Origin of the sequence: Enterococcus rotai, from assembly GCF_001465345.1 — a bacterium.
GTDB classification, from domain to species: Bacteria; Bacillota; Bacilli; order Lactobacillales; family Enterococcaceae; genus Enterococcus_L; species Enterococcus_L rotai.
Window position 1 is genome coordinate 249257 of record NZ_CP013655.1, and the last position, 24491, is coordinate 273747.

The window sequence follows — 24491 nt, forward strand, 5'->3', positions numbered from 1 at the left end:
CTTAAAAACTGACCTAATTATACACCTCAAAGCTGATTACATTACTATCGGCTCGCTTAAACTCATTCCTTAAAAATTCTAGATAGGTTCCTGGCGTTAAAATACCATTAATTGTCAACAGATCGATTCCAGTGGGTCCTAAAATCGTATCTGCCAGTAAAACACAGTTCGTTGTCAAAACAAAATACGTTTTAAAGGCTCCATGATGAAATTTATGGAGCTGGCAATTGGGCAAATTGGTTAATAAGCTGGCATAATCTGTATGGTTTCCATGCGGATCACGCTGTAAATGAGAGGCCCAATCATAAGAACTTTGGCGGATATCATTTATACTTACTCGAATCCCCTCACGTTGTTCATCCGTTAATTTAATACCAAAACAAAACAAAGTTTTTTGATCGTGCTTGATACAAAAAGGAATATATTCATCCCGTTTGGCACCCGTTACCAAAACACCATCACCAATTGTTTCAAAAAGATGGATAGAATCTCTATCGTAATTCCCATATGAAATAATTTCTCCTTCAAAAGAAAGATCCATATGTCCAATCGATCCAAAACTTTTTTCAGTTACATGGATGAAAATTTCCAAATCCGGTTTAACAGCTTCTTTTGTTTCTTGAATTTTAGCAATAGCATCGTTTTTCCCGGCTGAATCGGGTTCTAATAAAGTATTTGTTTCTTTCAAAACAAACCGTGGAATCAATGCTTCAATAAAAACTGGCGGCGTCAAACGAATCTTTCGCTTAAGCTGATCAATGGTTTTAGTTGGGAAAAATAATCTCATGCCCAAACAAATATTGATCACACCCAACAAAACAAAATAAACAACTAAACAAGTCAGAATTTGATTTCTAGATAAAAATGCTGAAAAAAGCAACAGGGTTCCAATGACGCTTCCACCAATACCTGAAACCAATAGATTCAATCGACCAGCGAAACTATTCTGTTTATACGTCCAATACTTTGCGAGTAATGCAACGCTTTTAATATCGATATAAGCTCCGAAGAGAATCGTCAAAACATCAAATGAAAAGGTTGAAATAACAAAAGAGATCGCCAATGTAATTTCTAAAAGACTGCGAATCAGTCTTTCTTTTTTATGTTCTTCATGTTGGAAAAAGTGAGACACAGCATCGATCACTAAAAGAATTGGAATCAACAAATTAAAAAAAGAAAAGACTAGGCTTGGTTGATTTTGGATAAACGCACCAATTCCAACAAGGATGATCCCTGTTATAAGCAGATACAATTGGTTAAAACGAACTGAATTCACAAATATACCTCCTGCTTACAAATAGAGTTAAAACAGATTTACGATTTCACAAAAGTACCCCTACCATGTGTAAAAGCAATCTTATCTTAACTCTTAGTATAGCTATTCTATATGTAGTTGGCGAATAAAAGCAATTTCAATTAGAACTATTTCACTTCACCCTTTTTCTTCTTTGTCTTCGCTTTATAATCACTCTTAAACGTAGTAAAACAAGAATAAACAAAATGACAAGTACTATTCTCGAAATGATGGTAATCATTATTTTGACAAAGCTTATTTCTTTTTTTGTATTTTGTTTATAGCTTGCTTCAATTGCTTTTGAGGCTTCTCGTGGAACCGGATAAGTTGTCATTCCCGTCTTATCGACATCACAAGCGTTGGCGTAGTTTCCTAAACCATCACTGCTCCTAAGATACATCTTTCCTTCAATGCCCTCTCGATTCAAAGAAAGGCTAAACGCACCATTCTTATCAGCAGTTGTTTCTTGATAATGGTACTCGTCATTATCCGTGTAGAATAGTTCTATTTGATATGTATTTTTTGATGCTGGCATTTTAATTTTACCAGAGATTTTTTTATTTTCTTTATTAAAATCTACTTTTGAAAAAAATGTAGTCGTTTGATCGCTACTCACTAAATACGGCACATTTTTGTAATGATAAATAACTCCTTCATCAGAAGTAAAACATAAATCTGTTGAATAAATCCCAATTTTATCTGTTTTTACCGGATTTTTTTCATAATACATATCTTTGATCTTGATCTTATCACGATAATAGATTGTTTCAATAAAGCCACTATAATGATGTGTTGGACCATTCAATAAAAATGTTGAAAAAGCCACATAGGGACTATTATCATAAGGAAATTCCAAATAAACCTCTGCCTTTTTCTTTTTGACAATTGTCGTTGTACCATCTAATACCTGTTTGCGAGCATCCCGACTCGTTAAATCATTTAAAGCATTAAAGCTTGATTCAGAAGAAGATTCCTCAATGTCTTCTCCATAACAAGCAATTGGAAAAACTAAAACCAACAACCAAACAACCAACATTTTCTTTCGCATACAAAAACTCCTTTTACAACTCTGTAACACAATAGTAACATTCTAGACATCAAACTGACATCAAAAAGAAATTTTTTTAAGTTTTCTTAAACTTTATTCACTGTATAACCAACACCCCATTCACAATATTATAAATAAAACTCTACATAAAGGAAAGTATATTTTGAATTTACTTGTTTCTTTTTTTAAAGCCGCCTAGTCAATTACTATTTTTCAATAAATAGGATAAATCAAAACCTCCAGTGAGAACTGGAGGTTTGCTCTTCGGCTGAAAGCCTCTTTTACCGGCCACGGCCTAAAAGGCCTTCTGATCGGGTCTCCCTCACGCACCACTTCTTCTCGCTGATTCTAAAAGAATCTCATTTTTCATTTTTTGCTATTTTTATTACCTGTGAACGGATCATACTCCTCAAACAACGTCAGCTGATCTGCTATATGATCTTCCTGAACTTGATTGCGTATCTATTCTTCTATTTGTTTTTTGTTTCGGCCAACGGTATCGACATAATAGCCACGACACCAAAACTTACGGTTGCCGTATCGATACTTTAAATTCGCATGTCTATCGAAAATCATTAAACTACTTTTTCCTTTTAGGTAACCGATAAAACCCGAGACACTTAATTTCGGTGGAATACTGACCAACAAATGAATATGATCTCGACATGCATTTGCCTCGATGATGTCGACGCCTTTTCTTTCACATAAAAGTCGAATGATTTCTCCGATACTTTTCTTGTACTTGTCATAAATGATTTGGCGACGGTATTTTGGCGCAAAGACGATGTGATACTTACATTTCCATACAGTGTGTGATAAACTTTGATTGTCCTTTTTCATAAAGGAACCTCCTTTAATGTTGATGATACGGTCGGGAAACCTATATCAGTTTAACATTTTAGGAGGCTTTTTTATTACCTCGCTGGAAGCTCTATGGAACCACCCGCATAGCAGGTGGTTTTCAGAACACACAAAAAAACTAACTCCTTATTTAATAAGAAGTTAGTGTAATGATTCAAAACCTTATTTTGTTTCACGGTGTTCTGTGTTTAACGAACCATTCAGCAACATCAAGCGTCACACAGAAAAGTTTCTACTATTATATGGTAATTTTAAACCACTAAAAAACACTATAAAAAATATTTCCGTATTCAAAATCGGATTCAATAAAAACTCAATTACCACGGGCAAGTTATATTTTTACAAAAAAACTAGCGAAAACAAATAAATATTTCACTAGTTCTAAATACTACCTATTATTCATTCTCAAGTTTGGGATTCTGCTGTATTGATAAACCGATATCTAAAATATCTGACAACTCGCCAGAACTTAAAAACCTTCCTCGACTAATTATTTCATCGTTCAAAAGCACTAAAGGAAAAACACTCACATCATTTTCATCAAAATACTTCTGAACTTTTCTATTATTCACTAACGATTTTTTTTCATCAAGAAAAATAATATCCGTTTCTAAACTTTCACCTTTTATTAAAAAATAGTTTTCTTTAAAGGCTTTGTTATTTATGCTTTCAAAAATTTCAAAATCGACATTACTACTAAAATTCTTACTTAGAATGAAATATTCTATTTTTATCATTTTCCTATTGTCATCCCACCAGCAGAACAAGACGTTGAACCAGAACCCCAAGTAGTAGTATATTGTGCTTGTAATCTATACCCTTGATAACCTCTTTTTCCTGAATAGAAAGAATAAATCCCACCAGAATAACCATAAGTTCCCTTATATGGAGTAATATTTGAAGTAAATGATTTCACTGATCCAACATTAAGCTTCATGTTAATTTTTGTAAACGGTGCTTGTGTGGCAGTAATTATATATGATGTATACCCCGTTGTATTATCAACTTTCTTTGTACCAGCAGTTAAAGTTATAACATTTACTGCCCGAGCTTGAACACCGTTCGATTTCGGCGGAGTTTGAACAATTGTTTCCGTATAATATTCATCATTTTCACTAAAGCCCTCCGACTCAAAATGTTCAATAGCTTCATCTGATAAAGAACCCAAATCGACAGACTGTACAGACGGCAAGGGTGCAAACTCCTCAGCACTCACCACTGTAGAACCTACAAATAACAACCCTAAACTCAATGTAACGAAAAGAACACATTTTTTCATATAATTCGTCTCCTAATATTTTGTTAATCATATTATAATTTATAACTCATTAAATGTAAATATGTTAAGACAAATAAATATATTATTTTTATTTTGTGCTATATGTTATTTAGCACCCTTTAAAATTATAATATCACCTATTAAGTTTATACCTTCTAAACTTTGAGAACGTCCATCTTCATAATTTAAATCTCTCATTGCATCCTCTTTATATTCCTGAACAGATACACGCACCTCAATATCATCATCTAATGACGATAACAAATTTCTTAGTTGCTCTAGTTTCATTACATTCTCCTTAGTTTAAAAATTTATTACATCTCTAGGATTGATACGACTATTTGCACTTGATCCGCCTTGTCTTACTTCAAAATGTAAATGGACACCGGTAGCAAGTCCTGTTTGCCCCATAATGCCTAATACTGTTTCATTGGTCACTTGTTGCCCTTGTGTAACACTGACAGAATCAAAGTGACCGTAATATGTCACAAAGCCCCCCTCATGCTCAACCATGACATAATTTCCCTCGTAGCCAAGATTCGAGCCAACAACAAGCACTTTACCAGCTTTAGCACAATAGATAGGCGGTTTACTTCCAACTGGAGTAGAAGCTAGATCAATGCCCCCGTGAATCAAACTATCAATATTTATTGAATCCCATTCTTGCGATACTTGATAAGGTGTTCTTACTGGGTTTTTCCAAGTTCCATCACCTTTACCGCCACCACCACCTGAACCAGCATTCACATAACTTTCCGCAATCTTTAAAACTTTATCCACATACCAATCGGCATGATTATAGGCAAATACCGCTTTTCTTATATCTGTTTCGCCACCGTTAGCTTTTAGATAATTTCCAGCGGAAAATATTGCATCATGTGCGTTGAATGGGTCGGCTTTTTTATCTTTGTTTGCATCTACCCCGTAACCGCCATACCTAGCAATTATTTCAGGATTCATCAAATCCGCATTGGGTATAGCAATATCACCCAATCCATTAATTGTTGGATAAGGTGCCGACCATCCAACCCACGTTTGTTTCATAAACTGCATATGCCCCACAGCACCAGCAGAAGAAACCATAGGATCAATAGTACCAAAATTTGTTTCTACTTTATGAACGGCTGCTATAACATTCCACGGTATGCCGTATTCTTTTTCAGCGCCTTTATAATACTCAATATATTCTTTAGGAATTTCATCCGATCCTAATTGTGATATCTCACCGCTTAAATTATCACTTTTACTATCTGTTTGAGATAACACCGCACTCATTGCAACTAAACCTAAAAAGCCGACAATAATAAGTAAAACAGGTATTAATGGTAGTAAAATTTTTACTCACAAATACCTTTTTACTTTTCGCTTTGCTCCTTCAACAACAAATTCTTTCATCAATGATTTTTCTTCATTTTGATTCATTGATTTTCGCCCCACTTACCTTACTACCTTCAACTGACACATAATAACCGATATAATCCTTTTCTTCTTTTTTTTCCGAGTTCATAACCTTCAAATAGACATCCACAAAATAGATATCCTCTTCACCCTCCACAGAATACACACTTATAGAATCGACTTCTTGATTTTCTCGGTTTAAAGGTAATCTTTCAGGATATTTCTTTAAATAGTTATAGAACGAATCAACACAATAAGGCTTTACTCCTTCTAAATAACCATAATCACCACCACGTTTAAGATAAGCCATTATAAAATCCTGTATTAATTCAGAACGATTTGAAATTTCAACTGGTTCAATTTGATTTTTAAATCCTTCATGGTCGTGAGAATCGCCAGTTTCAGAACTCTGTTGATCACTTGAATCAAAAGAATAAGATAGTTGTTGTTCATTTTTATTTGATCCAACTGTTTCTTTCCATCTTTTACAGGTGTAAACCAAAAGAAAAGAGTGCCAAAAACGACACTCACAACCAAAATACCAATAATCACTTTTACAACTTTATTTTCCATACTCTCTCCCTACTTTGGTTTATAAATAGTTCTCCCTTGTCCTTTCTCTACATCAATATCTAACGGCTGAACCGTTGGACGTAATGAACTTTTTTCCCGATTCCATTTAGTAACATCAAACGTATTATCTTCTTTTACAAATCGTTTCCCATCAGGAATATTTTTCAGAAACATTTGATCAACACTACTTGCTTTAAAGCCTTGACCTTTATTCCGAGAAACAACGCTATCTAAATAATCTTGAGATACAGCAATATCATTTTCTTTTTGTTGATATTGCCTTTGTTGTTGCCGTTCTTTTTGCGCTTTTGCTTCCTGTTCTCTTTCTTGTGGCTTCATTTTTTTCAATGCTTCTTTTGGTAAATCACCTTTACTATCTCTTTTCCATTCTCCATTGACCCAATCATAATTTGTTGATGCAGAACTTAAACTAGGTGTATTATTTTCTACTTGATCCATACTTTCTCCTATTATTCTAGCAAACGGCATAACAAAAACAAATTTCATTTTTACTGACATCAACGGTAAAATGATTTATCGTACCGATATTTACTAGCGTTCAAAAAGATTAACTGAAAAAGCCAATTTACCTAATATAGGTTGTCATGGATTTCATCATACTCATGCTACCCTATTATTTGAAGCCAAAGTAACTGTTAAAGAAATACAAGAAAGACTCGGACATTCTGAAATCTCTATGACATTAGATATTTACATCCACATCACAAAAGAAACCGTCAAAAAACTTATCAATCACATATCGTTCTAGTTTTTTTCTTAAACGTATTCAATTTAGGATTCAAATTTTAGCAAACTAAATAAAAAGAAGCTAGAATCCTTATGCAACAAGGGTTCTAGCTCATTATTAAAATGCTTATTTTGTTTCACGGTGTAAAGTAACTTTTCTTTCACGTGGGCAATATTTTTGTTTTTCCAAACGATCAGGATTGTTACGTTTATTTTTGCTTGTTAGGTAGTTACGTTCTTTACAAGAAGTACATTCTAAAGTAATGTTTACGCGCATGTGTTTTCCCTCCTATATCTAATGTCGTATTTCTAAGATATTTCTTAGCCTCAAATATCATATCATGTTTATTCCAGAATTTCTACCCTTTTAGTAAAATTTGTAAAGGAAAACTACTTTACAAATCTTATTGTGCTTTATACTCAGCATAAGCATTAACAATCGCCGTTACCATTGATTGGTTTGGTCTAGTGCTTTCACTCGTTAAGTGGGGCAAAATCACACTCACAGCGATTTCTGGATCATTATATGGCGCATAGGCAACGACATTACTGTTTACGGTCACGTGCTCTCCAACATTCGTTTCGGCCGTACCTGTTTTAGCTGCAATATCAAGTGCAGCTCCCTGCATATATTTACCCGTTGTAAAGATACCATTTCCATGAACAACATCATAAAATCCATTTTGGATGATCTGCATTTGTTCTGAAGAAATATCGACTTTATTCAACTCTTTAGGTTTTAATTCTTCTTTTAGCTCACCTAGGGAACCATCCTCTTTATTCTCATAGATTCCGTCAACTACACGTGGTGCAATGCGAGTACCGCCATTGGCTACTGTTGAAGCATATTGCGCTAACTGCATTGCTGTATACGTGTCATATTGTCCAAACGACAAATCAAGTAAATGACCTGGCATTGGTGCAAATTCAGAATCAAAGTCCTTATTAGAAAGGCCAGTTGATTCTCCTGGTAAATCGATTCCTGTGGAAACACCCATGCCATATTCGCCAAAGGTTTGACGTAATACATTAAATAATGTTGGATCTCCTGTTTTATAAGGTAAGACCATATTATACTGATAATCTGTCTTCATCATTTTTAAAACTAATTTCATCATATAAGCATTTGAGGAATACTCTAAAGCTTGTTCTGCACTAAGTGGTATTTGATTACCTGGAACCTTATTAAACACAGATGATTTTTGTTCACTTCCATATATTTGCAATGGCTCATCGATCAAAACATCATTTCCAGAAATTACCCCTTGCTCATACCCCGCTGAAATTGTTGCGCCTTTTACTACTGATCCTGGCTCAAAAGCTTTATTGATTGTGGCCAAAGGATTGGAGGTCAGCTCATTTGTCGCTAAATCACGATCTAAGGCCACCATTGCCATCACAGCACCTGTTTTAGGATTCATCACAACAACATACGCACCGTCCGAATAAGCAGCATTTCCTGTTGCTAGTAACTGCTGATACTGTGCTCTCACAACCTCTTCGATTTTCGCTTGGAAAGCCATATCGATCGTCAGTTTTAAGTTTTCACCTTTTTTACCTTCTGTAACAGGTGTTTGTGTAATAGTTTTTCCTTTGCTATCTAAGGTTGCTTCTGATACTCCTTTTTTACCTTGGAGGACATCTTCATATTGTTTTTCTAAATAACTTGTTCCGACACGATCATTTAATTCATATCCTTTAGCAATGTATTCATCTGCTTCTTCGGCAGGTAAACCAGCCTTTTGAGAAGATACTTTTCCTAAAAGGTTTTTAAGATCTGTATCATTTGGATATTCTCGATCCCAATCCATTCCTGTTGAAACACCAGCGATTTCTGAAGTATGCTCGCCAATTATTGCGATTTCCTCCTGAGTAACCCCTTCGTTTTTAATGAACGCTGTGTTTAGTTCTTGCACGGCATTCATCCGCTTGAAGATCGTGGCAGCCTGCATGGTATGTTCATCGAAATTGACTTCTTCTGGTGTTACTTTTTCGACAGTTTTAACGTATAAGGTTCCTTCATCCGTGATTTTGTTGCCTTTTTCATCTGTCTTATCTGCATCAGTCAATCGCTTTTGAGCAGCTTTCAAATTATCCGGATTAGCCAACCAGAAATCTTTTTTATCACGTTCTGTTAACTCGTCTGCCGGTACATGAATCAAGTCATTCACTTTATTTGCGATTGGCACTAAATCTTTTGCCTGAACTTTTTTTCCACGTGTATACGTAATCGCCAAATTAGCTTTATTTCCTACTAAAAGATTGCCTTTTGCATCGTAAATTTCGCCCCGCGGTGCACTACTTTTGATTTTCAAAGCTGAACTTTCTTCAGCTTTTTGTGCATACTGCTGCCCTTCAGCAATCTGCAAGTAACCTAAGCGAACGATCAATGCCACAAATAAACCAAAAATCACGAAAAACAATAAGTTCAGTCGAAAGGGAATATGTGATTTTTTACTTTTTTGGGTCATTGGTTCTTCATTGTTATTTTTTAATTTATCTAAAAAGCTCATTTTTTTCATTTATCGTTAATCCTCCATATGAGAAAAGTCTCGCTTCTCTATTGTAACGAAAAAATCAAAAAAAAAATAGGGGTAATCTCCTTACTAAGAAAATATTTAATTTTTATAAAAAATAGACAAAGCATGATTGCTCTGCCTATTTTTTTTATTATCTTCTACTATAATTCGAAACGTCTGCAACCATACTATCAACAAAGATATTTAAATCGATCACTTCGGTTTCTTTACTACCATAACGACGAATGTTCACAGTCGCATCATCCATCTCTTTATCGCCAACAACGATTTGATAAGGAATTTTTTGTGTTTGAGAGGCACGGATCTTATAACCCATTTTTTCATTACGATCATCGACTTCGATACGTAAACCTTGCTCTTGCAGGCGTTTTTTCACCTCATATGCATAATCTGAATGAGCTTCAACAGATACAGGAATGATTGTTGCTTGAATTGGTGCTAACCAAGTTGGGAAAGCGCCTTTGTAAACTTCTGTCAAGTAAGCAACGAAACGTTCCATTGTGGAAACGATCCCTCTGTGGATAACTAATGGACGATGTGTATTTTCCCCATCTTCGCCTACATAAGTCAAATCAAAACGTTCTGGTAAAAGTGCATCGATTTGAATTGTAGAAAGTGTTTCTTCCATTCCTAATGCAGTTTTTACTTGAACATCGAGTTTAGGACCATAAAAGGCTGCTTCACCTTCTGCTTCAAAATAATCAATTCCAGCTTCATCTGCTGCTTCTTTGATCATCGTTTGCGATCTTTCCCACATTGCATCATCATCAAAGTATTTTTCTTTATTGTTCGGATCTCTTAAGCTTAAACGGAAACGATAATCTGTTACATCAAAATCAGCGTATACTTCTACCATTAATTTTAATGTACGCAAGAATTCTTCTTTAATTTGATCAGGTCGAACAAAAGTGTGTCCATCATTCAAGGTCATTTCACGCACACGTTGTAATCCAGACAATGCACCTGATTTTTCATAACGATGCATCATACCCAGCTCAGCGATTCTAATCGGTAGTTCACGATAACTGTGAATATCATTTTTATATACCATCATATGATGCGGACAGTTCATTGGACGAAGTACTAGCATTTCGCCATCGCCCATATCCATTGGTGGAAACATATCTTCATGATAATGATCCCAGTGACCTGATCTCTTATAGAATTCAACATTAGCCATAATTGGTGTATACACATGTTGATAACCTAAGCTAATTTCTTTATCTGTAATGTAACGTTCGATTGTACGGCGAATGGTTGCACCTTTTGGTAACCAGAACGGTAATCCTGAACCAACATCTGGATTAAGCATAAATAAATCAAGCTCTTTCCCTAGCTTACGGTGATCACGTTCTTTGGCTTCTTCGCGCATTTTGATAAATTCTTTTAGGTCTTTTTTATCGAAGAAAGCAGTTCCGTAAATTCGTTGCATCATTTGATTGTTCGAATTTCCTCTCCAGTAAGCCCCAGCTACTGATAATAATTTGAAGACTTGAATACGTCCAGTAGATGGTACATGAACCCCACGGCACAAATCAACGAAATCCCCTTGATCATACACTGTAATGATTTCATCTTCTGGAAGCTCTGAAATCAATTCAACTTTATAAGGATCATCTGCAAATAATTCTAACGCTTCGTTCTTTGAAACAACTTTACGAACGATTGGATTATTTTCTTTGACGATTTTCATCATTTCAGCTTCAATAGCAGGTAAATCTTCAGCTGTGATTTGGTTTTCCCCATTATCAGTATCATAATAAAAACCTGAATCAATTGCTGGCCCTACACCAAATTTGATTTTTGGAAATAGACGACGTAATGCATTCGCCATTAAATGAGCAGATGAATGACGTAAAATCCCTAACGCATCCTCATGATCTGGTGTTACGATTTCAATCGTTCCATCCTCTTCGATTGGACGAACTAAATCTATTAATGTGCCATTAAACTTCCCTGCTAAGGCTTTTTTAGCTAAACTGTTACTGATGCTTTTAGCAATGTCTAATGTTGATGAGCCAGCCTCAAATTCTTTGACTACGCCATCTGGAAATGTAATTTTGATTGACATTTTTGTTTCCTCCTTTGGTAAATTATGATTGAAAAGAGAACAACTCTACCAGATCATGTACGGTTATAAGCCACTTTGTTCAACGAGTACTGTTCATCATCCACTCTGGCAAAGCCAGTCGTGGTGATTCACAGCAAAAAGTCCCAGCATCTGATAGTTAATCAGATACTAGGACGAAAAGTTCGTGGTTCCACCTATTTTTAAACATAACAAACAGTCATGTTCCTCAAGCGTGTTAACGGTACGGCCGCCTTTGTTTCGACAAAGGTTGGAAAAAGTGGTCATTCCTTGCGCAGGTCTGGAAAATTTTCAGCCGAGATTTTCCTCTCTAAAAGACTGCTTACAAGTTCAGGTGTCTTTCTCATCAATCATTTATGTGTTAATTTAAACACTTCTTTAAATAAAAAGCAAGTATTTCTTCAAAAGAATCATTTTTTCCAAGTTCCACCTTGAGCATAACGATCTTTTTTCATTTCATTTACAATAACATGAATATTCTCTTGCGGTGCTCCCGTGTTTTTAGAGACAACCTCTGTGATTTCTTTGACCATATTTGTTAATTGTTCTTCACTGCGTCCTTCGATTAGTTCGACATGAATAAATGGCATAACGCTTCCTCCCTTCAATTGTTTGAACAGTCTTAAATATATGATAGCACGTTTCACTTAAGTTTATTTATTTTTCAGCACTTACTATAAACATTGAGGCATCTTGATTCATAAATAGGTTCGCTCCATGATAGAATGTTTCACTTGATACTGACCTAAACCCAACTTCTTCAAATTGTTTGCGAAGTTCTGCCTGAACAAAACCATTATGCACTTTGTCATGACTGTTTTTTTCATTTTTATCAAAATCGACCACTAAGATACGACCACCATGATTCAACGTTTGATATAACGATGTCAACAATCCGATTGTATCTGGTACATGTAACAACACTAGTGAGACAACAATCATGTCAGCTGTTAGCTCAAAAGTATTTTCTTTAGAGAAACTGCCTACAAGTGTTGTTGCATTGGTCCATTTTGTTTGTTCGATTTTTTGATCGACAATCCGAATCATTTCTTCAGACGGATCGACGAATAGTATTTCCTTAAAACCAGCGGCAATTTCTAAGCCAATCAAACCTGTGCCACAGCCGTAGTCTAGTAAGGTTGCTTCAGTAACATTTCCCAATTTTTTTTGAATCTCTGTCGTTATGATATTTGCTAACGCTAATTGTTTTGGTGAGTCATAATGATGGGCAATTTTATCAAAGATATTCATAGGTGATTTTCTCCTTAAGCTGGTGTTTTAGTCGATTTATTAAAAAAAGAAGCCCGTTTGGACTTCTTTTCACTATTCTTTTAAGCTGGTTCACCATAATCAACAGGTTTATCAAATTCTCCTGGTGCATCATCATAAATGTGACCATAAACGATTACTGGCATTCCAGCATACGCACCATTGAAGATTTGAGCAACAGCTGCTCCTGGTGTATTGATACAGCCGTTACTACCAAAATTAGTTTTGTAGGCTTCTTTGTTCCCAAAATACTCTGCTTTATAATCAGCATCATGAATCCCGATTTGCGTCACAACACCACCAAAACTCTTTAATGGCATCCAATATTTTACTGGTACACTATATTTTGAACCATCAAGCATTTCACCTTCCAACTTTGTATCTGTATCTTTGTACAAAATTGTATGGAATCCAGGTACTGTCGCAGTTCCTTTGTTATAGCGTCCTGTGATCACATCTGTTTCAACGACTTTGGCACCATTTTTAAAGAAGTACATCTTTTGATCGTTTAAGTCGATTTCAACATAATCTTTATCAACCGTTGAAGATTGTGTTACATCACCATCGATCGGTACTGTGATTGTTTCAGTATCTTTATCACTATTGAGTGCTTGAACAAGTAAATCTCTTGTTTGTGGCATATTGATGTCCCAGCCATAGCTACCATTATTTTTGTATTTCGTTGTTACGCCATGAACATTTTTAAAAATGATTGGTTTAAAGATCGAGCCATATTTTTGGTTTGTTTGTTCTACCCAAGCATAGACTTTATTTGGATCGACATTTCCAGCTGTATCCATAAATGATTGTAACTCTTCTTTTGTAAGCGTCAATTTTTCGCCATTGATATCAAGCGTGATCGCTTTATTTTCTTTTTTAGATAACGAAGCTAACTTTTCTTGTAGTCCTTTGTCGTCTTTTGTCACTGTTGGTTTTTGATAAAATTCTTTGACATCATAGACGTAGCTACCTTTATTTTCATCAACATCTTTTAGGACTTGGTTCATCAACGCTTCTTTATCAACTGCTGTCCCAATTTGTTCTGGTAAGATTTGATAGTTACCATCAACTTTTTCGATCCTAGCATCTTGACTTGGTGTTCCTTCTTCAAACGTAAGTTCATTTAGTTTATTTTTCAATTCATTCTTGTAATCTTCATTGATCGGTAATTTGATTGAACGGTCACCCATGTTTTGTTTCAAATATTCTTCTGTTATTTGATATTTTTCAGGCAAAGCAATTTTTTCTTCTTTACCATTTACTTTAATCACAACATCTTCAGCTTTATTCAGTTGTTCTAGTTTTTCTTTTGCAGCTTTTGCATTTAATAAACTGATATCAACACCATTCGCTTTGGCTGTGATAAAAAAATGAGATTGAAAATAAACGAGACCGCCCGTAAATACAAGTGCTAAACAAATTAATAAACCAACTATTGGAACTAGCCATTTTTTCTTTTTCTTATTTGGCTGCTTGTTATTTTGCGGCGCTCTTGCATTTTTAACTGAGCGACTGACTGTTTCTTCATTTTCCATTGAGCTATCTTCCTTTTTTTAAATTTATATGCTTACTTTGAGGCAATGCTTTCTCCTGTTTCAAAAATAGTGCAAAAGGAATACATGCTTCCTGTGATTATTTAAAATTTTTCCTAACAACAAGCTACTTCAGTAACTGCATTTTAAAGATAGTTTAGTTAAAATCCTCGTAATCTTCAATTATTTTGCTTACATATGAGAAAAAATTCATGTTTTTTATGTATAAGTGCTTAATTTTATTTTTTTCTAGTAAACAGGATACTGCAACCGTCAAAATTCGATACAGTGTACTTATCATTCTACCACACATAAGGGAGAGGAAAAAAGACTATTTGCTAATATCTTTGATGAAATTCTACTATATTTACAATAAACTTTAAAATCTTCCTGAATCCTCATCCAATTATCTAAAAAAAGTTGCAAGAAAGAACTTACCTTAGTAGCTAGAACTGAAATCTGTTGTATAGTTCATAACTTTTAGAGCTGTTTTTTGATCATAATCAAAGCAATTTTTTTGTGCAAATTTCTGAGCATAATGATCAAACTGCTTTTGTAGGGAAATCAATGCGGACCACGCGGCTGAAATGCTAGAGCTATTCATCGTTGCCAAAATTGCTTCATATTCTTCTTTTATTAGATAGTTAGGTAAGTACTTATAATTTTTGCCAACACTAATTTGATAGCCATGTTCTGATCCTACTTGCCAAGATAACAAACGTAACAATTCTTTTTGACATATTTCATTTAGATGATCCGCTGCATAGAACAATTCATTACGGCATAAGCCTTTTACAACATAAGTACTGACCCACCAAAATTCATTGCAGCAATCCAAAAATTCTGCCTGACTTGGACGTTTTACCCAGTAGTCTTGATCGGTTGCTGCTGTTAACCTCGGTAATAATTGCTCTTTGTCCAATAAAATCTCGGCTAAGTGATCGCCTTCATTCCAATTATCCGCCTGTTCTTTAGGACACAAAGTTAAATCGATTCGATTGCCATCATCAAACAGCATCAAATAAGTAAAACGGCCATTCCCAGTTGGTGGAAACAAAACCATATCTTCTGGTGTTTGCATAATTAAACGTGACCCAAATTGGTCGATCCATGACGGATCTTTGACAAACGCCTCAACTGATTCCACAACATACACAATATCATAATCTTGAAACATATCTTTAGGTGCTTTTTTGTTTGTTCGTGAACCATTCAATCCTACCGCCAACACTCTATCATCATTTTTAGCTGTCTCAGTAATCAATTGAAATATTTCCTTCTCTGTTCTCATATGATCCTCCTTGTTTTCGCTCTACATAAAGTATACGTTACGTCACTAGCTATGTTATACTTTCTCTTAAAATCGTTAAAAAATCTTTAAAAAAGAAAGCATAAACACTATTCTCCTTCCTTATCTACTACACTGGATAAGAAAGGTTGTGGTGTTATGAAATGGGTAAAGAGAATAATGTTGATAATTATAAGTTTGGGCTTTTTATATACAGGTCTCGTTCTGTTCCTAATTTTTAGCGGAACAAAAGATCAGCCAACTTCAACACCAGATACTGTGCTTATCTTGGGTGCACAAGTTAAAGGCTCCTCAAAAGACAACGCCTATCCAAGTACTGTTTTAAAAGAGCGCCTGAATGCGGCTATTCCTTATTTAAAAGAACATCCAAATGCAACTGCTATCGTTTGCGGCGGTCAAGGCTCTGATGAACCTGATAGTGAAGCCAATGTCATGGCTGAATATTTAAGAGCAAATGGAATTTCACAAGAACAAATCTTGGCAGAAGATACCTCGACACGAACCAAAGAAAACATTCAAAACGCTCAAAAGAAACAAGCGCTAGGAAATACGGTGATCGTTACAAGTGATTTTCATCTTTATCGTTCTAAACTATTAGCAAAACGTTTAGGGATTTCTGAAATCAGCGGACTTCCTGCCGTTTCTAAATCCTCTGCTAAGTTTAAAACATATGCTCGGGAAATCGTAGCTTTGGGGTATGGATTACTTTTTGATCATTGATTAGGCTTTAAGTAAGTAGTACTGTTTATAGTGACTCACCCCCATTCCCGCTATTGGGAATGGGGGTGAAAATGAAAAAGTGTTTTGTTAAGCAGTTGTTAGTATAGATTTCACTACTCAGTAACTGCCAAAAAACATGCTTCTTTCTTTTATTCTATTCTTTCGGATCTATTTATTCTTCTGGTTTATCTAGGCTATTTTTTAGTTCTTCATACTTTTTCTGTTCTTTCTTCATTTTTCGATTAAAGTAGTAAATAATGCCCAATATCACAATCAATATGCCCACACCGATACTAATAACCACTACCCAAGGAAATGAATGTCGTTGATCTGGCGGTAAGTTGATTGCTGTTGCAGACACTGTGGTTACAGGTTGGACTGGCCAACTAACGGCTAATGGAGCCGCAGAAGGACTTTGAATATAATTGCTGTTTGTTTTTGATTGTGCATTAACGAGCGCTGAAACGCTGTCTCCAAATTGCAAAGCAGAGGCTAAAGTGGTGCTGAAATTTCCCGAAGCATCGACCGGTATATTACTGACGACTATTGGTGCCGAAGTTCCATCAGAACGGGTGATCGTCAGTTGAACTGTGTAAGTATAATTACTATTTTGTACTTGTTGAATTTTACCGCCCACGACTGTCTGTAGATTTAAAAGTGGGCTATTTAAAACAGGTGCTGTCACAATCGGTACGCCTGTTCCGACCGACATAGAAGGTAAAGCAATCACACCTGACTTTGAGACATTTCCTAAAACCAAATTGATAATATTTAAACCATCTGTTGAGGAGCCAAATGTTCCTTTGATAGGATAATTCACACCATTACTTGCTGGGGGAATCGTAATGCCATTTTGATATAATAGTGCGACGTCAAAACTGAAACTAACTGCCCAGCGACTAAGTCCCAATAAACTTACAACATTAGTAGGAAAAGTTACATATACTGAATTATAAGCACTGCTATAAGCTAATGTAAAATTACGTGTCGTATCATGAATATTATAAGAAACACTCCCGACTAATGCAGCTGGAAGAGTCACAGTTCCCGTTAACACTGATAAAAAACTTTGCTGTTTTGCCGTACTTCCGTAAATTTGGTTCGCAATTTCTGGCGGTAATTGCATCACGATCATTGGCTGACCACCTAAGGATAAATCTAAAGTAGGTGTATAGGTGTAGGTCATCGTAATGATCGTTTGCCCCGTCGCCCCAGTTGAATACGTTCCACTAAGTGCACCTGATCCAACTTCAATCAAACGTTCTTGAATATCTTGCATTATCTCTGGTTGTTCCTCTGGCATTTCATTTCCAGATTCCTCATTTAGTATGTCATCTTCCGCAAAACTTTGGTGCATATCGATTTGTAGTACACTAACCATCAATCCCAATAATATTAGAAATAACCATTTACGTTTCACTCAGACATTCCCCATTGACTAATGATCATTCAATAGCGCTAACTAATAAAAAAATATAAATTCAAAATTATTATATGTAAAAAAAAGAGACAAATAGTTTATATCCTTATGTTGATTTTATACTGCTGCCAAAATAAAGTAAAATATTCGAGAGCGCTTTCTTAGTATTCTCGATAAAAATTTGAAAAAACTGTTTATTCATTGATTTAGCTACAAAAGATAACTATTTCTCACCTGAATATCCATTATTCTCAAAAATTTCATTAAAATGCTAAATATTTGAGAATTTAAAATAAAAGTGCTATTATATTCTTGTTCTTAGTTTTTTCATATTGTGTTTCCCTTCATATAGTGTGTGTATGAAGGGTTTATTTTGTTTCAAATAAATTGAAATGTGCCATATAAATATATCAAATGATCCTTAAGTCTCAACTCTATAATTGGTAACTCATCTCTTTATTACATTTCCAACAAATTAGAAAAAAGTGCAAGAAAATTATTTAAAATCAAGTTTATTTATCCTGATAATCCAAATAAATCGTCAAACTAAAAGCCTTTACCGTTGCTATCTTCTAGCAATGATAAAGGCTTCTTTAATATTATACTTTGATTAATCCATAATTTATTTCAACTTGTTCAAGCATTCCAACTACAGATAAAGTCGCGGGTTCACTTTGCCCTTTTTCATAAAAATTCATTGACATTACAGCAACGCCTTTTGCAAATATTTCTATTGATGATGTATCTCTAAATATCTCTAAAACTAGTCTATTGTCTATTAAAGGAACACTAGCCGTTCGCTTTGTTAATTTGTCTGTTTCAGCACCCGTAATAGAGAAACCAAAGCTATCACGACTAATAGATAGATGTTCAGTAACTGGTTCATAGATTAATTCAATAGCAGAATCATTCGATCTAATAATTTTCATTCTAAGTTTTTTAGTTAGTGTCAGGTTTCCACTAAATTCAATATAGAATTGCTTGGTTCCATTATTTTCTATTACAATAGACGAATTATCTAGTTTTTCTTCTATTATACTTTTTTTATCAGTGATGAATGTATAAATTGTGTTAATAGGTTGTTGGATTAATTGTTGCTTTTCCACATGGAGTTCACGTGGTAAGGTCATCGCACCTGCCCAAAAATGCCCCAAATCATTCGTTGGCATATTTCGTCCCCACATCTGCATCCAAGCAACCATAATCCGCCGTCCCTGCTTATCTATACATGTTTGAGGGGCATAAAAATCCAAACCAAAATCAATTTCATGAAAATTTTCTACATTAAACCGACCTGTTAACCAATCCACTTCACCTATAAAAGCTACAGTAGAGTTGATATTTTCATAAGAATTATCTTTCTTTTCCATTTCAATAGGGGAAATCAATAAAACATCTTTTCCGTCTAGATGAAATAAATCAGGACATTCCCACATGACTCCTTGTTCTTTTTTTCCTTTTAGTAGTATAGAAGTAAACCGCCAATTAAATAAATCATCTGACTGAAATAATAAAATTTGTCCTCGTTGTTCAGCTGTCTTTGAGGCAACTACACTGTAGTACATCCCCCGATGTTCGATTATTTTAGGATCACGAAAATCTTCAATTTGAGCAATGCCCTTAATATGTTGATCTGAAATTACAGGATTTCCAGGAATTTTTTCAAAATGAACACCATCTTCTGAAACTGCAATACACTGAACTTCTCTTTTGATACCTTCTCGTTCATAATGTCCTGTGTACATCAAATATAGTTTCCCGTCTTTTTCAATTGCACTTCCTGAAAAACATCCATCTAAATCATATTCTTCACTAGGTGCTAGCGCTACAGGGAGATCTTCCCAGTGGATTAAATCTTTTGACTTAGCATGTCCCCAGTGCATTGGCCCCCAAACACTATCATATGGATAATATTGGTAAAACAAATGATATTCACCTTTGTAATAGACAAATCCATTTGGATCATTAATCCAACCTACAGGAGCCATCAAATGATAGCTTTGGCGATAAACATTATTAATCATTCCTTTATTTTCTTTAATAAATTGATTTGCTCGTTCTATTTTTTCTCTCATCATATCTCTCCTATTTGATTCCTGTTCCAGAACCGCCCAATCCTTGAAGGATATATTTTTGAGCGACAATATAAATAATGATTAAAGGAATCGTTGAAATTGTTAAAACTGCCATGACCTGATTAATATAAACAGGTTGTGTCGTGTTAATCGTTGTAATAGCGACTTGCATGGAAAACTTACTTTTATCTGTCAATACCATTAATGGCCAAATATAATCATTCCAGCTCCCAATAAAAGATAAAACCCCAACGGTCGCTACTGCTGGTTTAGACATCGGCAACATGATTGAAAAAAATATTTTAACAATATTTGCACCATCTATTTTAGCTGATTCAATGATTTCTTCTGGTATAGCTATAAAAAAATTTCTAAATAAATAGATATTAAATGCACTAGCCATCGCTGGTAAAATCACTGCAATACGACTATTAACTAACCCTAATGCATTTACAATTGTAAACTGAGGAATCAATACGGTCTCCATTGGAATGATCAAAAGTGCTAACAAGAATCCGAAAATTACTTTTTTTCCTGTAAAATTGATCTTGGCAAAAGCAAAACCTGCTAATGAATTAACAAAAATAGATCCTGCTGCAAAAGTGATGCCGTAAAAAATACTATTTAGCAAATACGTCCAAATACTGAATCGTTCAATGACTTCTTGATAGGTTTTAAACCAGTTTGCAGGATTTAGACTAGGTAAAAAAGCTTTAAAAGAAGAAAGGTTTGTATAAACTTCTGCGTTTGATTTCATAGCAGAAACGATCATCCAAAGCATTGGAAAAATAAACATTGCCGCTAAAATAAATAATAGAACATATTCAAAAAACATCAGTGGTCCCATCTTTTTTTTCATTTGTCTTTATCCTCCTTAATTAACCTTCTTTGACCGATCGTAATCAAACCAATCATGGTTGTAAAAATCAACGCTATTGAACTAGAGTAACCTACCATTCGGTCGGTGAAGCCTGTCTGATAAATATAATAGACCATCGTCATGGTAGAATTCATTGGTCCACCTTGGGTCATAACCATTGGTTGAACGATCAGCTTAAAAGCTGAGATAAGCGTTGTTAATAAGACAAAGATAGCTGTTGGCTTTAATAAAGGCAGTGTAATATAACGAAATTGTTGAAATTTTGTGAAGCCATCCATTTCAGCGGCTTCATAGACATCTTGCGGGATATTCTGCATACCGCCTAAAAATAGTAACATTTGATAACCAGCTCCTTGCCAAGCAGAGACAAAAACGATCGTGTACATCGCCTGTTTAGGACTTGTTAAAAAAGGTTGAGCAGAAATTCCTATTTTCATTAATAATGAATTGATCAGCCCTTCATTTGGATTTAATAAATACAGCCATAAGATAGAGATAACCACCAAAGACATGACAACTGGGGCAAAAAATGCTACTTTAAACAATAAATTCCCTTTTCTTTTTTTATTGATGATCAAGGCCATTCCTAATGCTGCCCCCAATTGGACTGGAATGATCCAAACAACAAACTTAGCCGTATTAACCATACTCTTGATAAAAATGGGATCGTTAAATAATTGTTTAAAGTTGTCTACCCCAATGAATTGACGATTGTCTGGCGTCAGTAAATAATAGTCTGTAAACGCATAGTAGACAACCATTCCTACTGGAATCAAAAGAAAAATCGTCAATAAAATAAGAGCTGGCGCTAAAAAACTATACCCTACTAAATTTTCTTTGACTGTCGGTTTCCGATTCATCTTGTTTCCTCCTTTTTACTTCAACATCCTGTCGATGACTTGCTGCATTTCTTCCGCATGCACATCTACTATTTTTTGTACATCAGGATTTTCTTTATAATAACTCGCATCTTGAATTGATTGCTGAAATGCCCGAGAAACTTGTGGATATGCTACTACAACGGGCCGCGCATGACCTGATTTTTGGTTTTGTTCCATTAGAAAACGCATTTCCTCAGACACATCGTTTTTGATCAATTCGATCGTTGACTTTCTAATAGGTAAAACGCTATTGCCTAAACTCATGATTTTACTTGATTCTGTATTGGTGACATATTTTATAAATGCAGCTGATGCCTCTTTTTCTTTGGTTTTAGAAGACATTGCTACTTGCCAACTACCTGTTGGTGAAACTAATTTTTTCGTTTTATCTGATACAGGATAGGGTAATATGCCATATTCCAAATCTTTGTAATTTTCATTTAAATCAGCAATCGTCCATGAGCCACTTAGAAGCATTGGATATTTTCCTGTTTCAAATCCTTTTTCAATTGGAGTATTCGTTGTATATCCTTTTTTCACTAAATCTTGAATAAATTGAAGTGCTTCTGCACTTTTGGGATCATTAAAATACCCTAATGCTTTTGTTCCAGCTTGATTTACAACGTCTCCTCCATTTGACCAGATAAACGGTGTGTAGGCATACGTCAGCATTTCGTCTTTAGACGCTAATTGAATATTTATTGCTGGTAACTCATATTCATCCACTAATTTTTGACAAACAGCTTTAAACTCATTCCAAGTCCAAGGCTTATCTAATGTTGGTAATGCATCCTCCTTGATACCAGCCTTTTTAAATAATTGTTTGTTGTAATAAATACCAACACTAGATTCAGAAAAACCAAAAGCATAGAATTTCTTATTATAAGTTCCTTGTTGAATGATACTATCAAGTACATCATCCATATTTGCATCCTCTAAATAGTCATCTAATGGTTCAATTACATCAGCGTTAGCATATGCTGCAGTATTTGGACCATCAAGTGTGAGAACATCAGGCAAACTATTCGTTGTGATTGCAGCATTCACTTTATCTTCATAACCACCACCGCTACCGCTTCTTGGAATATATTCAGTAATAGCTTTATATTTATCTTGATATTCTTTATTAAAATTATCGACAATTTTCTGCCAAGCTTTCCCTTCAGGTGTTTCATCTGAGAATTGAACCCAAATTTTTATGTCTCCTTTATTGTTAATTTGGTTGTTCGATTTTTTTGAAACGTTTCCACATCCAGAAAAAATAAATAAAACGACGCTGACTACTGCTATGAGCTTATAAAAATACTTCCTCATTCATCTAATCCTCCAATTCTGAAACGTTTCCATTTTATCTGAAACCGAATTTTGGAAACGTTTCATTAATTAATAAAAAAAGGATATCATTGAAACCGTTTTCTGTCAACTGGATTTTAACTAGTTATTTGACTTTTAATTCTAAGTAAAAAAAACAACAGTGTCTAGAATGAACTACAAAGTTCCATCCTAAACACCTAAAAATACTTATAAAAAAATTCGATTATCGCAGTTCAATCGTTGTATTATTCGAAACAAAATTCACAGGCAAAATAATTCTCTTCGGAACTTCTATTCCTTTTATTTTATTCAAAATAGCATCAACTGCTGTAGCTGCCATCAATGGAACAGATTGAGCGATTGTTGAAAGTGTATATTTTCTTTCACGAGCCATTCTCACCCCATCAAATCCTATTAACTGAAAATCTTGAGGGGCTGTTTTACCGATTGTTTTTAATGTTTCCAAAACAGTTAATCCCATAAAATCATTTACTGTAAAAATACCGTCAATCGTATCATTTTCCTTGATAAATTGTAAAATTTGATTGTGTAAATCCGTAATTGGTTCTGGCATATCCAGTATTTTGAACGGTATTTTTTTGTCTCTGCAATATGATAAAAAACCTTCCCGCCGATTAACGGTTTCATTTGGAAATGGCGAGAAACCACCTATGTAAGCTACCGTCTTACACCCTCGCATGACTAATTCTTTTGCGGCTAATGTTCCCCCGCCAAAATTGTCTGATGTCACGTAAGTCACGTCTTCTGAAAAATGTCGATCTATACTTACAAACGGCAAATTAGACGAAACATACTTATCGACGTCCGAATACGTAATTCCTATAATGCCATCAACCTTGTTTTGCTTAACCATTTGAATATACTCATACTCTTTCTCTGGATCACCATCTGCATTGCACAAATAAAGTTTATACCCTTGTTTACTTAGTTCTTCTTCAATATAGTAGGCAAGCTCTGAGAAAAAAGGATGCCAAATTGTTGGAAGAATTAATGCTAACGTATTACTACGATTTGTTTTTAAAGCCCTGGCATATTCATCAGGTTCGTAAGATAATTCATCGATAGCAGCTTCAACTTTTTTTCTAGTTATTTCTTTTACTTTTACTCCATTTATGACTCTAGAAACAGTTCCAACTCCCACTCCAGCTAATGCGGCAACATCTTTCATCGTTGCTTTCATCCTATCCCTGCTTTCTTAATACTGATTAGAATTGTAACATATAATTTCAAAAATAGGGAAA

Annotated in this window: 23 protein-coding genes and 2 pseudogenes; 2 read left to right on the forward strand and 23 right to left on the reverse strand. The window is 34.8% G+C overall.

The genetic code is table 11. The annotated features are described in order from the left end of the window. Positions 1 to 13: 13 nt before the first annotated feature. The 10 genes and pseudogenes from ATZ35_RS01135 to ATZ35_RS01180 all read right to left on the reverse strand — a co-directional run bounded on the left by ATZ35_RS01135 (position 14) and on the right by ATZ35_RS01180 (position 6912). On the reverse strand, positions 14 to 1276 hold the full coding sequence (locus ATZ35_RS01135) for an HdeD family acid-resistance protein (protein WP_208928694.1): 1263 nt from the start codon (positions 1274 to 1276) through the stop codon (positions 14 to 16). A 151-nt stretch (positions 1277 to 1427) separates the two neighbouring features. Further along, positions 1428 to 2342 (reverse strand): hypothetical protein, encoded by a 915-nt coding sequence (locus ATZ35_RS01140; protein ID WP_208928697.1) that lies wholly within the window; start codon positions 2340 to 2342, stop codon positions 1428 to 1430. Between the two features lie 366 nt (positions 2343 to 2708). Beyond that, positions 2709 to 3182: pseudogene (tnpA, locus tag ATZ35_RS01145) on the reverse strand (IS200/IS605 family transposase). 416 nt (positions 3183 to 3598) lie between these two features. Then, a complete protein-coding gene (locus tag ATZ35_RS01150; RefSeq protein WP_208928700.1) occupies positions 3599 to 3940 on the reverse strand; it encodes an arsenic metallochaperone ArsD family protein in 342 nt (113 codons plus the stop codon). Next, positions 3937 to 4482 carry a hypothetical protein gene (locus ATZ35_RS01155; RefSeq protein ID WP_208928703.1) on the reverse strand — a complete coding sequence of 182 codons (546 nt, stop codon included), beginning with the start codon at positions 4480 to 4482 and terminating at the stop codon, positions 3937 to 3939. The genes ATZ35_RS01150 and ATZ35_RS01155 overlap by 4 nt, the downstream gene beginning before the upstream one ends. Before the next feature lie 105 nt (positions 4483 to 4587). Next, positions 4588 to 4770 (reverse strand): hypothetical protein, encoded by a 183-nt coding sequence (locus ATZ35_RS01160; RefSeq protein WP_208928706.1) that lies wholly within the window; start codon positions 4768 to 4770, stop codon positions 4588 to 4590. 15 nt (positions 4771 to 4785) lie between these two features. Continuing rightward, on the reverse strand, positions 4786 to 5757 hold the full coding sequence (locus ATZ35_RS01165; protein WP_208928709.1) for a peptidoglycan DD-metalloendopeptidase family protein: 972 nt from the start codon (positions 5755 to 5757) through the stop codon (positions 4786 to 4788). Between the two features lie 133 nt (positions 5758 to 5890). Next, positions 5891 to 6190, reverse strand: coding sequence for a hypothetical protein (locus tag ATZ35_RS01170; RefSeq protein WP_208928712.1), 300 nt, complete (start codon positions 6188 to 6190; stop codon positions 5891 to 5893). Positions 6191 to 6204: 14 nt separating this feature from the next. After that, positions 6205 to 6453 carry a hypothetical protein gene (locus ATZ35_RS01175; RefSeq protein WP_208928715.1) on the reverse strand — a complete coding sequence of 83 codons (249 nt, stop codon included), beginning with the start codon at positions 6451 to 6453 and terminating at the stop codon, positions 6205 to 6207. Between the two features lie 9 nt (positions 6454 to 6462). Beyond that, the gene (locus ATZ35_RS01180; protein WP_208928718.1) at positions 6463 to 6912 is read right to left on the reverse strand and encodes a hypothetical protein; all 450 of its coding nucleotides are present in this window, start codon (positions 6910 to 6912) and stop codon (positions 6463 to 6465) included. Positions 6913 to 7027: 115 nt separating this feature from the next. Between ATZ35_RS01180 and ATZ35_RS01185 the strand changes: the two are divergent. Then, positions 7028 to 7222, forward strand: a pseudogene (locus ATZ35_RS01185) (tyrosine-type recombinase/integrase); the annotation flags it as partial. A 105-nt stretch (positions 7223 to 7327) separates the two neighbouring features. Here ATZ35_RS01185 and rpmG read toward each other — a convergent pair. The 7 genes from rpmG to ATZ35_RS01220 all read right to left on the reverse strand — a co-directional run bounded on the left by rpmG (position 7328) and on the right by ATZ35_RS01220 (position 15921). Next, on the reverse strand, positions 7328 to 7477 hold the full coding sequence (gene rpmG / locus ATZ35_RS01190) for a 50S ribosomal protein L33 (protein WP_002296119.1): 150 nt from the start codon (positions 7475 to 7477) through the stop codon (positions 7328 to 7330). Between the two features lie 127 nt (positions 7478 to 7604). Then, positions 7605 to 9722 carry a peptidoglycan D,D-transpeptidase FtsI family protein gene (locus tag ATZ35_RS01195; RefSeq protein ID WP_208928721.1) on the reverse strand — a complete coding sequence of 706 codons (2118 nt, stop codon included), beginning with the start codon at positions 9720 to 9722 and terminating at the stop codon, positions 7605 to 7607. A 148-nt stretch (positions 9723 to 9870) separates the two neighbouring features. Beyond that, positions 9871 to 11811, reverse strand: a complete 1941-nt coding sequence (thrS, locus tag ATZ35_RS01200; RefSeq protein WP_208928724.1) for a threonine--tRNA ligase — start codon at positions 11809 to 11811, stop codon at positions 9871 to 9873. A 428-nt stretch (positions 11812 to 12239) separates the two neighbouring features. After that, positions 12240 to 12419, reverse strand: a complete 180-nt coding sequence (gene thmT, locus ATZ35_RS01205; RefSeq protein WP_208928727.1) for a 2-hydroxymuconate tautomerase — start codon at positions 12417 to 12419, stop codon at positions 12240 to 12242. Positions 12420 to 12486: 67 nt separating this feature from the next. Beyond that, complete coding sequence (locus tag ATZ35_RS01210; RefSeq protein WP_208928743.1) at positions 12487 to 13080, reverse strand: class I SAM-dependent methyltransferase; 594 nt, start codon at positions 13078 to 13080, stop codon at positions 12487 to 12489. A gap of 80 nt (positions 13081 to 13160) precedes the next feature. Next, the gene (locus ATZ35_RS01215) at positions 13161 to 14633 is read right to left on the reverse strand and encodes a L,D-transpeptidase family protein (protein WP_208928746.1); all 1473 of its coding nucleotides are present in this window, start codon (positions 14631 to 14633) and stop codon (positions 13161 to 13163) included. A gap of 436 nt (positions 14634 to 15069) precedes the next feature. Further along, entirely contained in the window at positions 15070 to 15921 is an 852-nt protein-coding gene (locus tag ATZ35_RS01220) for an aminoglycoside 6-adenylyltransferase (RefSeq protein ID WP_208928749.1), read from the reverse strand. Positions 15922 to 16077: 156 nt separating this feature from the next. Here ATZ35_RS01220 and ATZ35_RS01225 point away from each other — a divergent pair, with 156 nt between their 5' ends. Beyond that, positions 16078 to 16659 carry a YdcF family protein gene (locus tag ATZ35_RS01225; protein WP_208928751.1) on the forward strand — a complete coding sequence of 194 codons (582 nt, stop codon included), beginning with the start codon at positions 16078 to 16080 and terminating at the stop codon, positions 16657 to 16659. A gap of 172 nt (positions 16660 to 16831) precedes the next feature. Here ATZ35_RS01225 and ATZ35_RS01230 read toward each other — a convergent pair whose 3' ends face one another. The 6 genes from ATZ35_RS01230 to ATZ35_RS01255 form a co-directional block, all read right to left on the reverse strand. Beyond that, positions 16832 to 18079: a hypothetical protein gene (locus tag ATZ35_RS01230; RefSeq protein ID WP_244148196.1), complete on the reverse strand. Its 1248-nt coding sequence runs from the start codon at positions 18077 to 18079 to the stop codon at positions 16832 to 16834. A gap of 599 nt (positions 18080 to 18678) precedes the next feature. Further along, positions 18679 to 20154: a glycoside hydrolase family 32 protein gene (locus tag ATZ35_RS01235; protein WP_354017408.1), complete on the reverse strand. Its 1476-nt coding sequence runs from the start codon at positions 20152 to 20154 to the stop codon at positions 18679 to 18681. A 10-nt stretch (positions 20155 to 20164) separates the two neighbouring features. After that, complete coding sequence (locus ATZ35_RS01240; RefSeq protein WP_208928755.1) at positions 20165 to 21013, reverse strand: carbohydrate ABC transporter permease; 849 nt, start codon at positions 21011 to 21013, stop codon at positions 20165 to 20167. After that, entirely contained in the window at positions 21010 to 21894 is an 885-nt protein-coding gene (locus ATZ35_RS01245; protein ID WP_208928757.1) for a carbohydrate ABC transporter permease, read from the reverse strand. Before ATZ35_RS01245 ends, ATZ35_RS01240 begins: the two co-directional genes overlap by 4 nt. A gap of 15 nt (positions 21895 to 21909) precedes the next feature. Continuing rightward, entirely contained in the window at positions 21910 to 23229 is a 1320-nt protein-coding gene (locus ATZ35_RS01250) for an ABC transporter substrate-binding protein (protein WP_208928759.1), read from the reverse strand. A 223-nt stretch (positions 23230 to 23452) separates the two neighbouring features. Continuing rightward, the gene (locus ATZ35_RS01255) at positions 23453 to 24430 is read right to left on the reverse strand and encodes a LacI family DNA-binding transcriptional regulator (RefSeq protein WP_208928761.1); all 978 of its coding nucleotides are present in this window, start codon (positions 24428 to 24430) and stop codon (positions 23453 to 23455) included. Positions 24431 to 24491: the final 61 nt, after the last annotated feature.

Bases quoted from the DNA above. Each gene is read 5' to 3' on its own strand.
- ATZ35_RS01245 (WP_208928757.1), bottom strand. From the start codon at position 21,894: ATGAATCGGAAACCGACAGTCAAAGAAAATTTAGTAGGGTATAGTTTT.
- thmT (WP_208928727.1), bottom strand. From the start codon at position 12,419: ATGCCATTTATTCATGTCGAACTAATCGAAGGACGCAGTGAAGAACAA.
- ATZ35_RS01140 (WP_208928697.1), bottom strand. From the start codon at position 2,342: ATGCGAAAGAAAATGTTGGTTGTTTGGTTGTTGGTTTTAGTTTTTCCA.
- ATZ35_RS01175 (WP_208928715.1), bottom strand. From the start codon at position 6,453: ATGGAAAATAAAGTTGTAAAAGTGATTATTGGTATTTTGGTTGTGAGT.
- ATZ35_RS01155 (WP_208928703.1), bottom strand. From the start codon at position 4,482: ATGAAAAAATGTGTTCTTTTCGTTACATTGAGTTTAGGGTTGTTATTT.
- ATZ35_RS01255 (WP_208928761.1), bottom strand. From the start codon at position 24,430: ATGAAAGCAACGATGAAAGATGTTGCCGCATTAGCTGGAGTGGGAGTT.
- ATZ35_RS01170 (WP_208928712.1), bottom strand. From the start codon at position 6,190: ATGGCTTATCTTAAACGTGGTGGTGATTATGGTTATTTAGAAGGAGTA.
- ATZ35_RS01210 (WP_208928743.1), bottom strand. From the start codon at position 13,080: ATGAATATCTTTGATAAAATTGCCCATCATTATGACTCACCAAAACAA.
- ATZ35_RS01220 (WP_208928749.1), bottom strand. From the start codon at position 15,921: ATGAGAACAGAGAAGGAAATATTTCAATTGATTACTGAGACAGCTAAA.
- ATZ35_RS01195 (WP_208928721.1), bottom strand. From the start codon at position 9,722: ATGAAAAAAATGAGCTTTTTAGATAAATTAAAAAATAACAATGAAGAA.
- ATZ35_RS01215 (WP_208928746.1), bottom strand. From the start codon at position 14,633: ATGGAAAATGAAGAAACAGTCAGTCGCTCAGTTAAAAATGCAAGAGCG.
- ATZ35_RS01225 (WP_208928751.1), top strand. From the start codon at position 16,078: ATGAAATGGGTAAAGAGAATAATGTTGATAATTATAAGTTTGGGCTTT.
- ATZ35_RS01235 (WP_354017408.1), bottom strand. From the start codon at position 20,154: ATGAGAGAAAAAATAGAACGAGCAAATCAATTTATTAAAGAAAATAAA.
- ATZ35_RS01160 (WP_208928706.1), bottom strand. From the start codon at position 4,770: ATGAAACTAGAGCAACTAAGAAATTTGTTATCGTCATTAGATGATGAT.
- rpmG (WP_002296119.1), bottom strand. From the start codon at position 7,477: ATGCGCGTAAACATTACTTTAGAATGTACTTCTTGTAAAGAACGTAAC.
- ATZ35_RS01150 (WP_208928700.1), bottom strand. From the start codon at position 3,940: ATGATAAAAATAGAATATTTCATTCTAAGTAAGAATTTTAGTAGTAAT.
- thrS (WP_208928724.1), bottom strand. From the start codon at position 11,811: ATGTCAATCAAAATTACATTTCCAGATGGCGTAGTCAAAGAATTTGAG.
- ATZ35_RS01165 (WP_208928709.1), bottom strand. From the start codon at position 5,757: ATGAGTGCGGTGTTATCTCAAACAGATAGTAAAAGTGATAATTTAAGC.
- ATZ35_RS01180 (WP_208928718.1), bottom strand. From the start codon at position 6,912: ATGGATCAAGTAGAAAATAATACACCTAGTTTAAGTTCTGCATCAACA.
- ATZ35_RS01240 (WP_208928755.1), bottom strand. From the start codon at position 21,013: ATGAAAAAAAAGATGGGACCACTGATGTTTTTTGAATATGTTCTATTA.
- ATZ35_RS01250 (WP_208928759.1), bottom strand. From the start codon at position 23,229: ATGAGGAAGTATTTTTATAAGCTCATAGCAGTAGTCAGCGTCGTTTTA.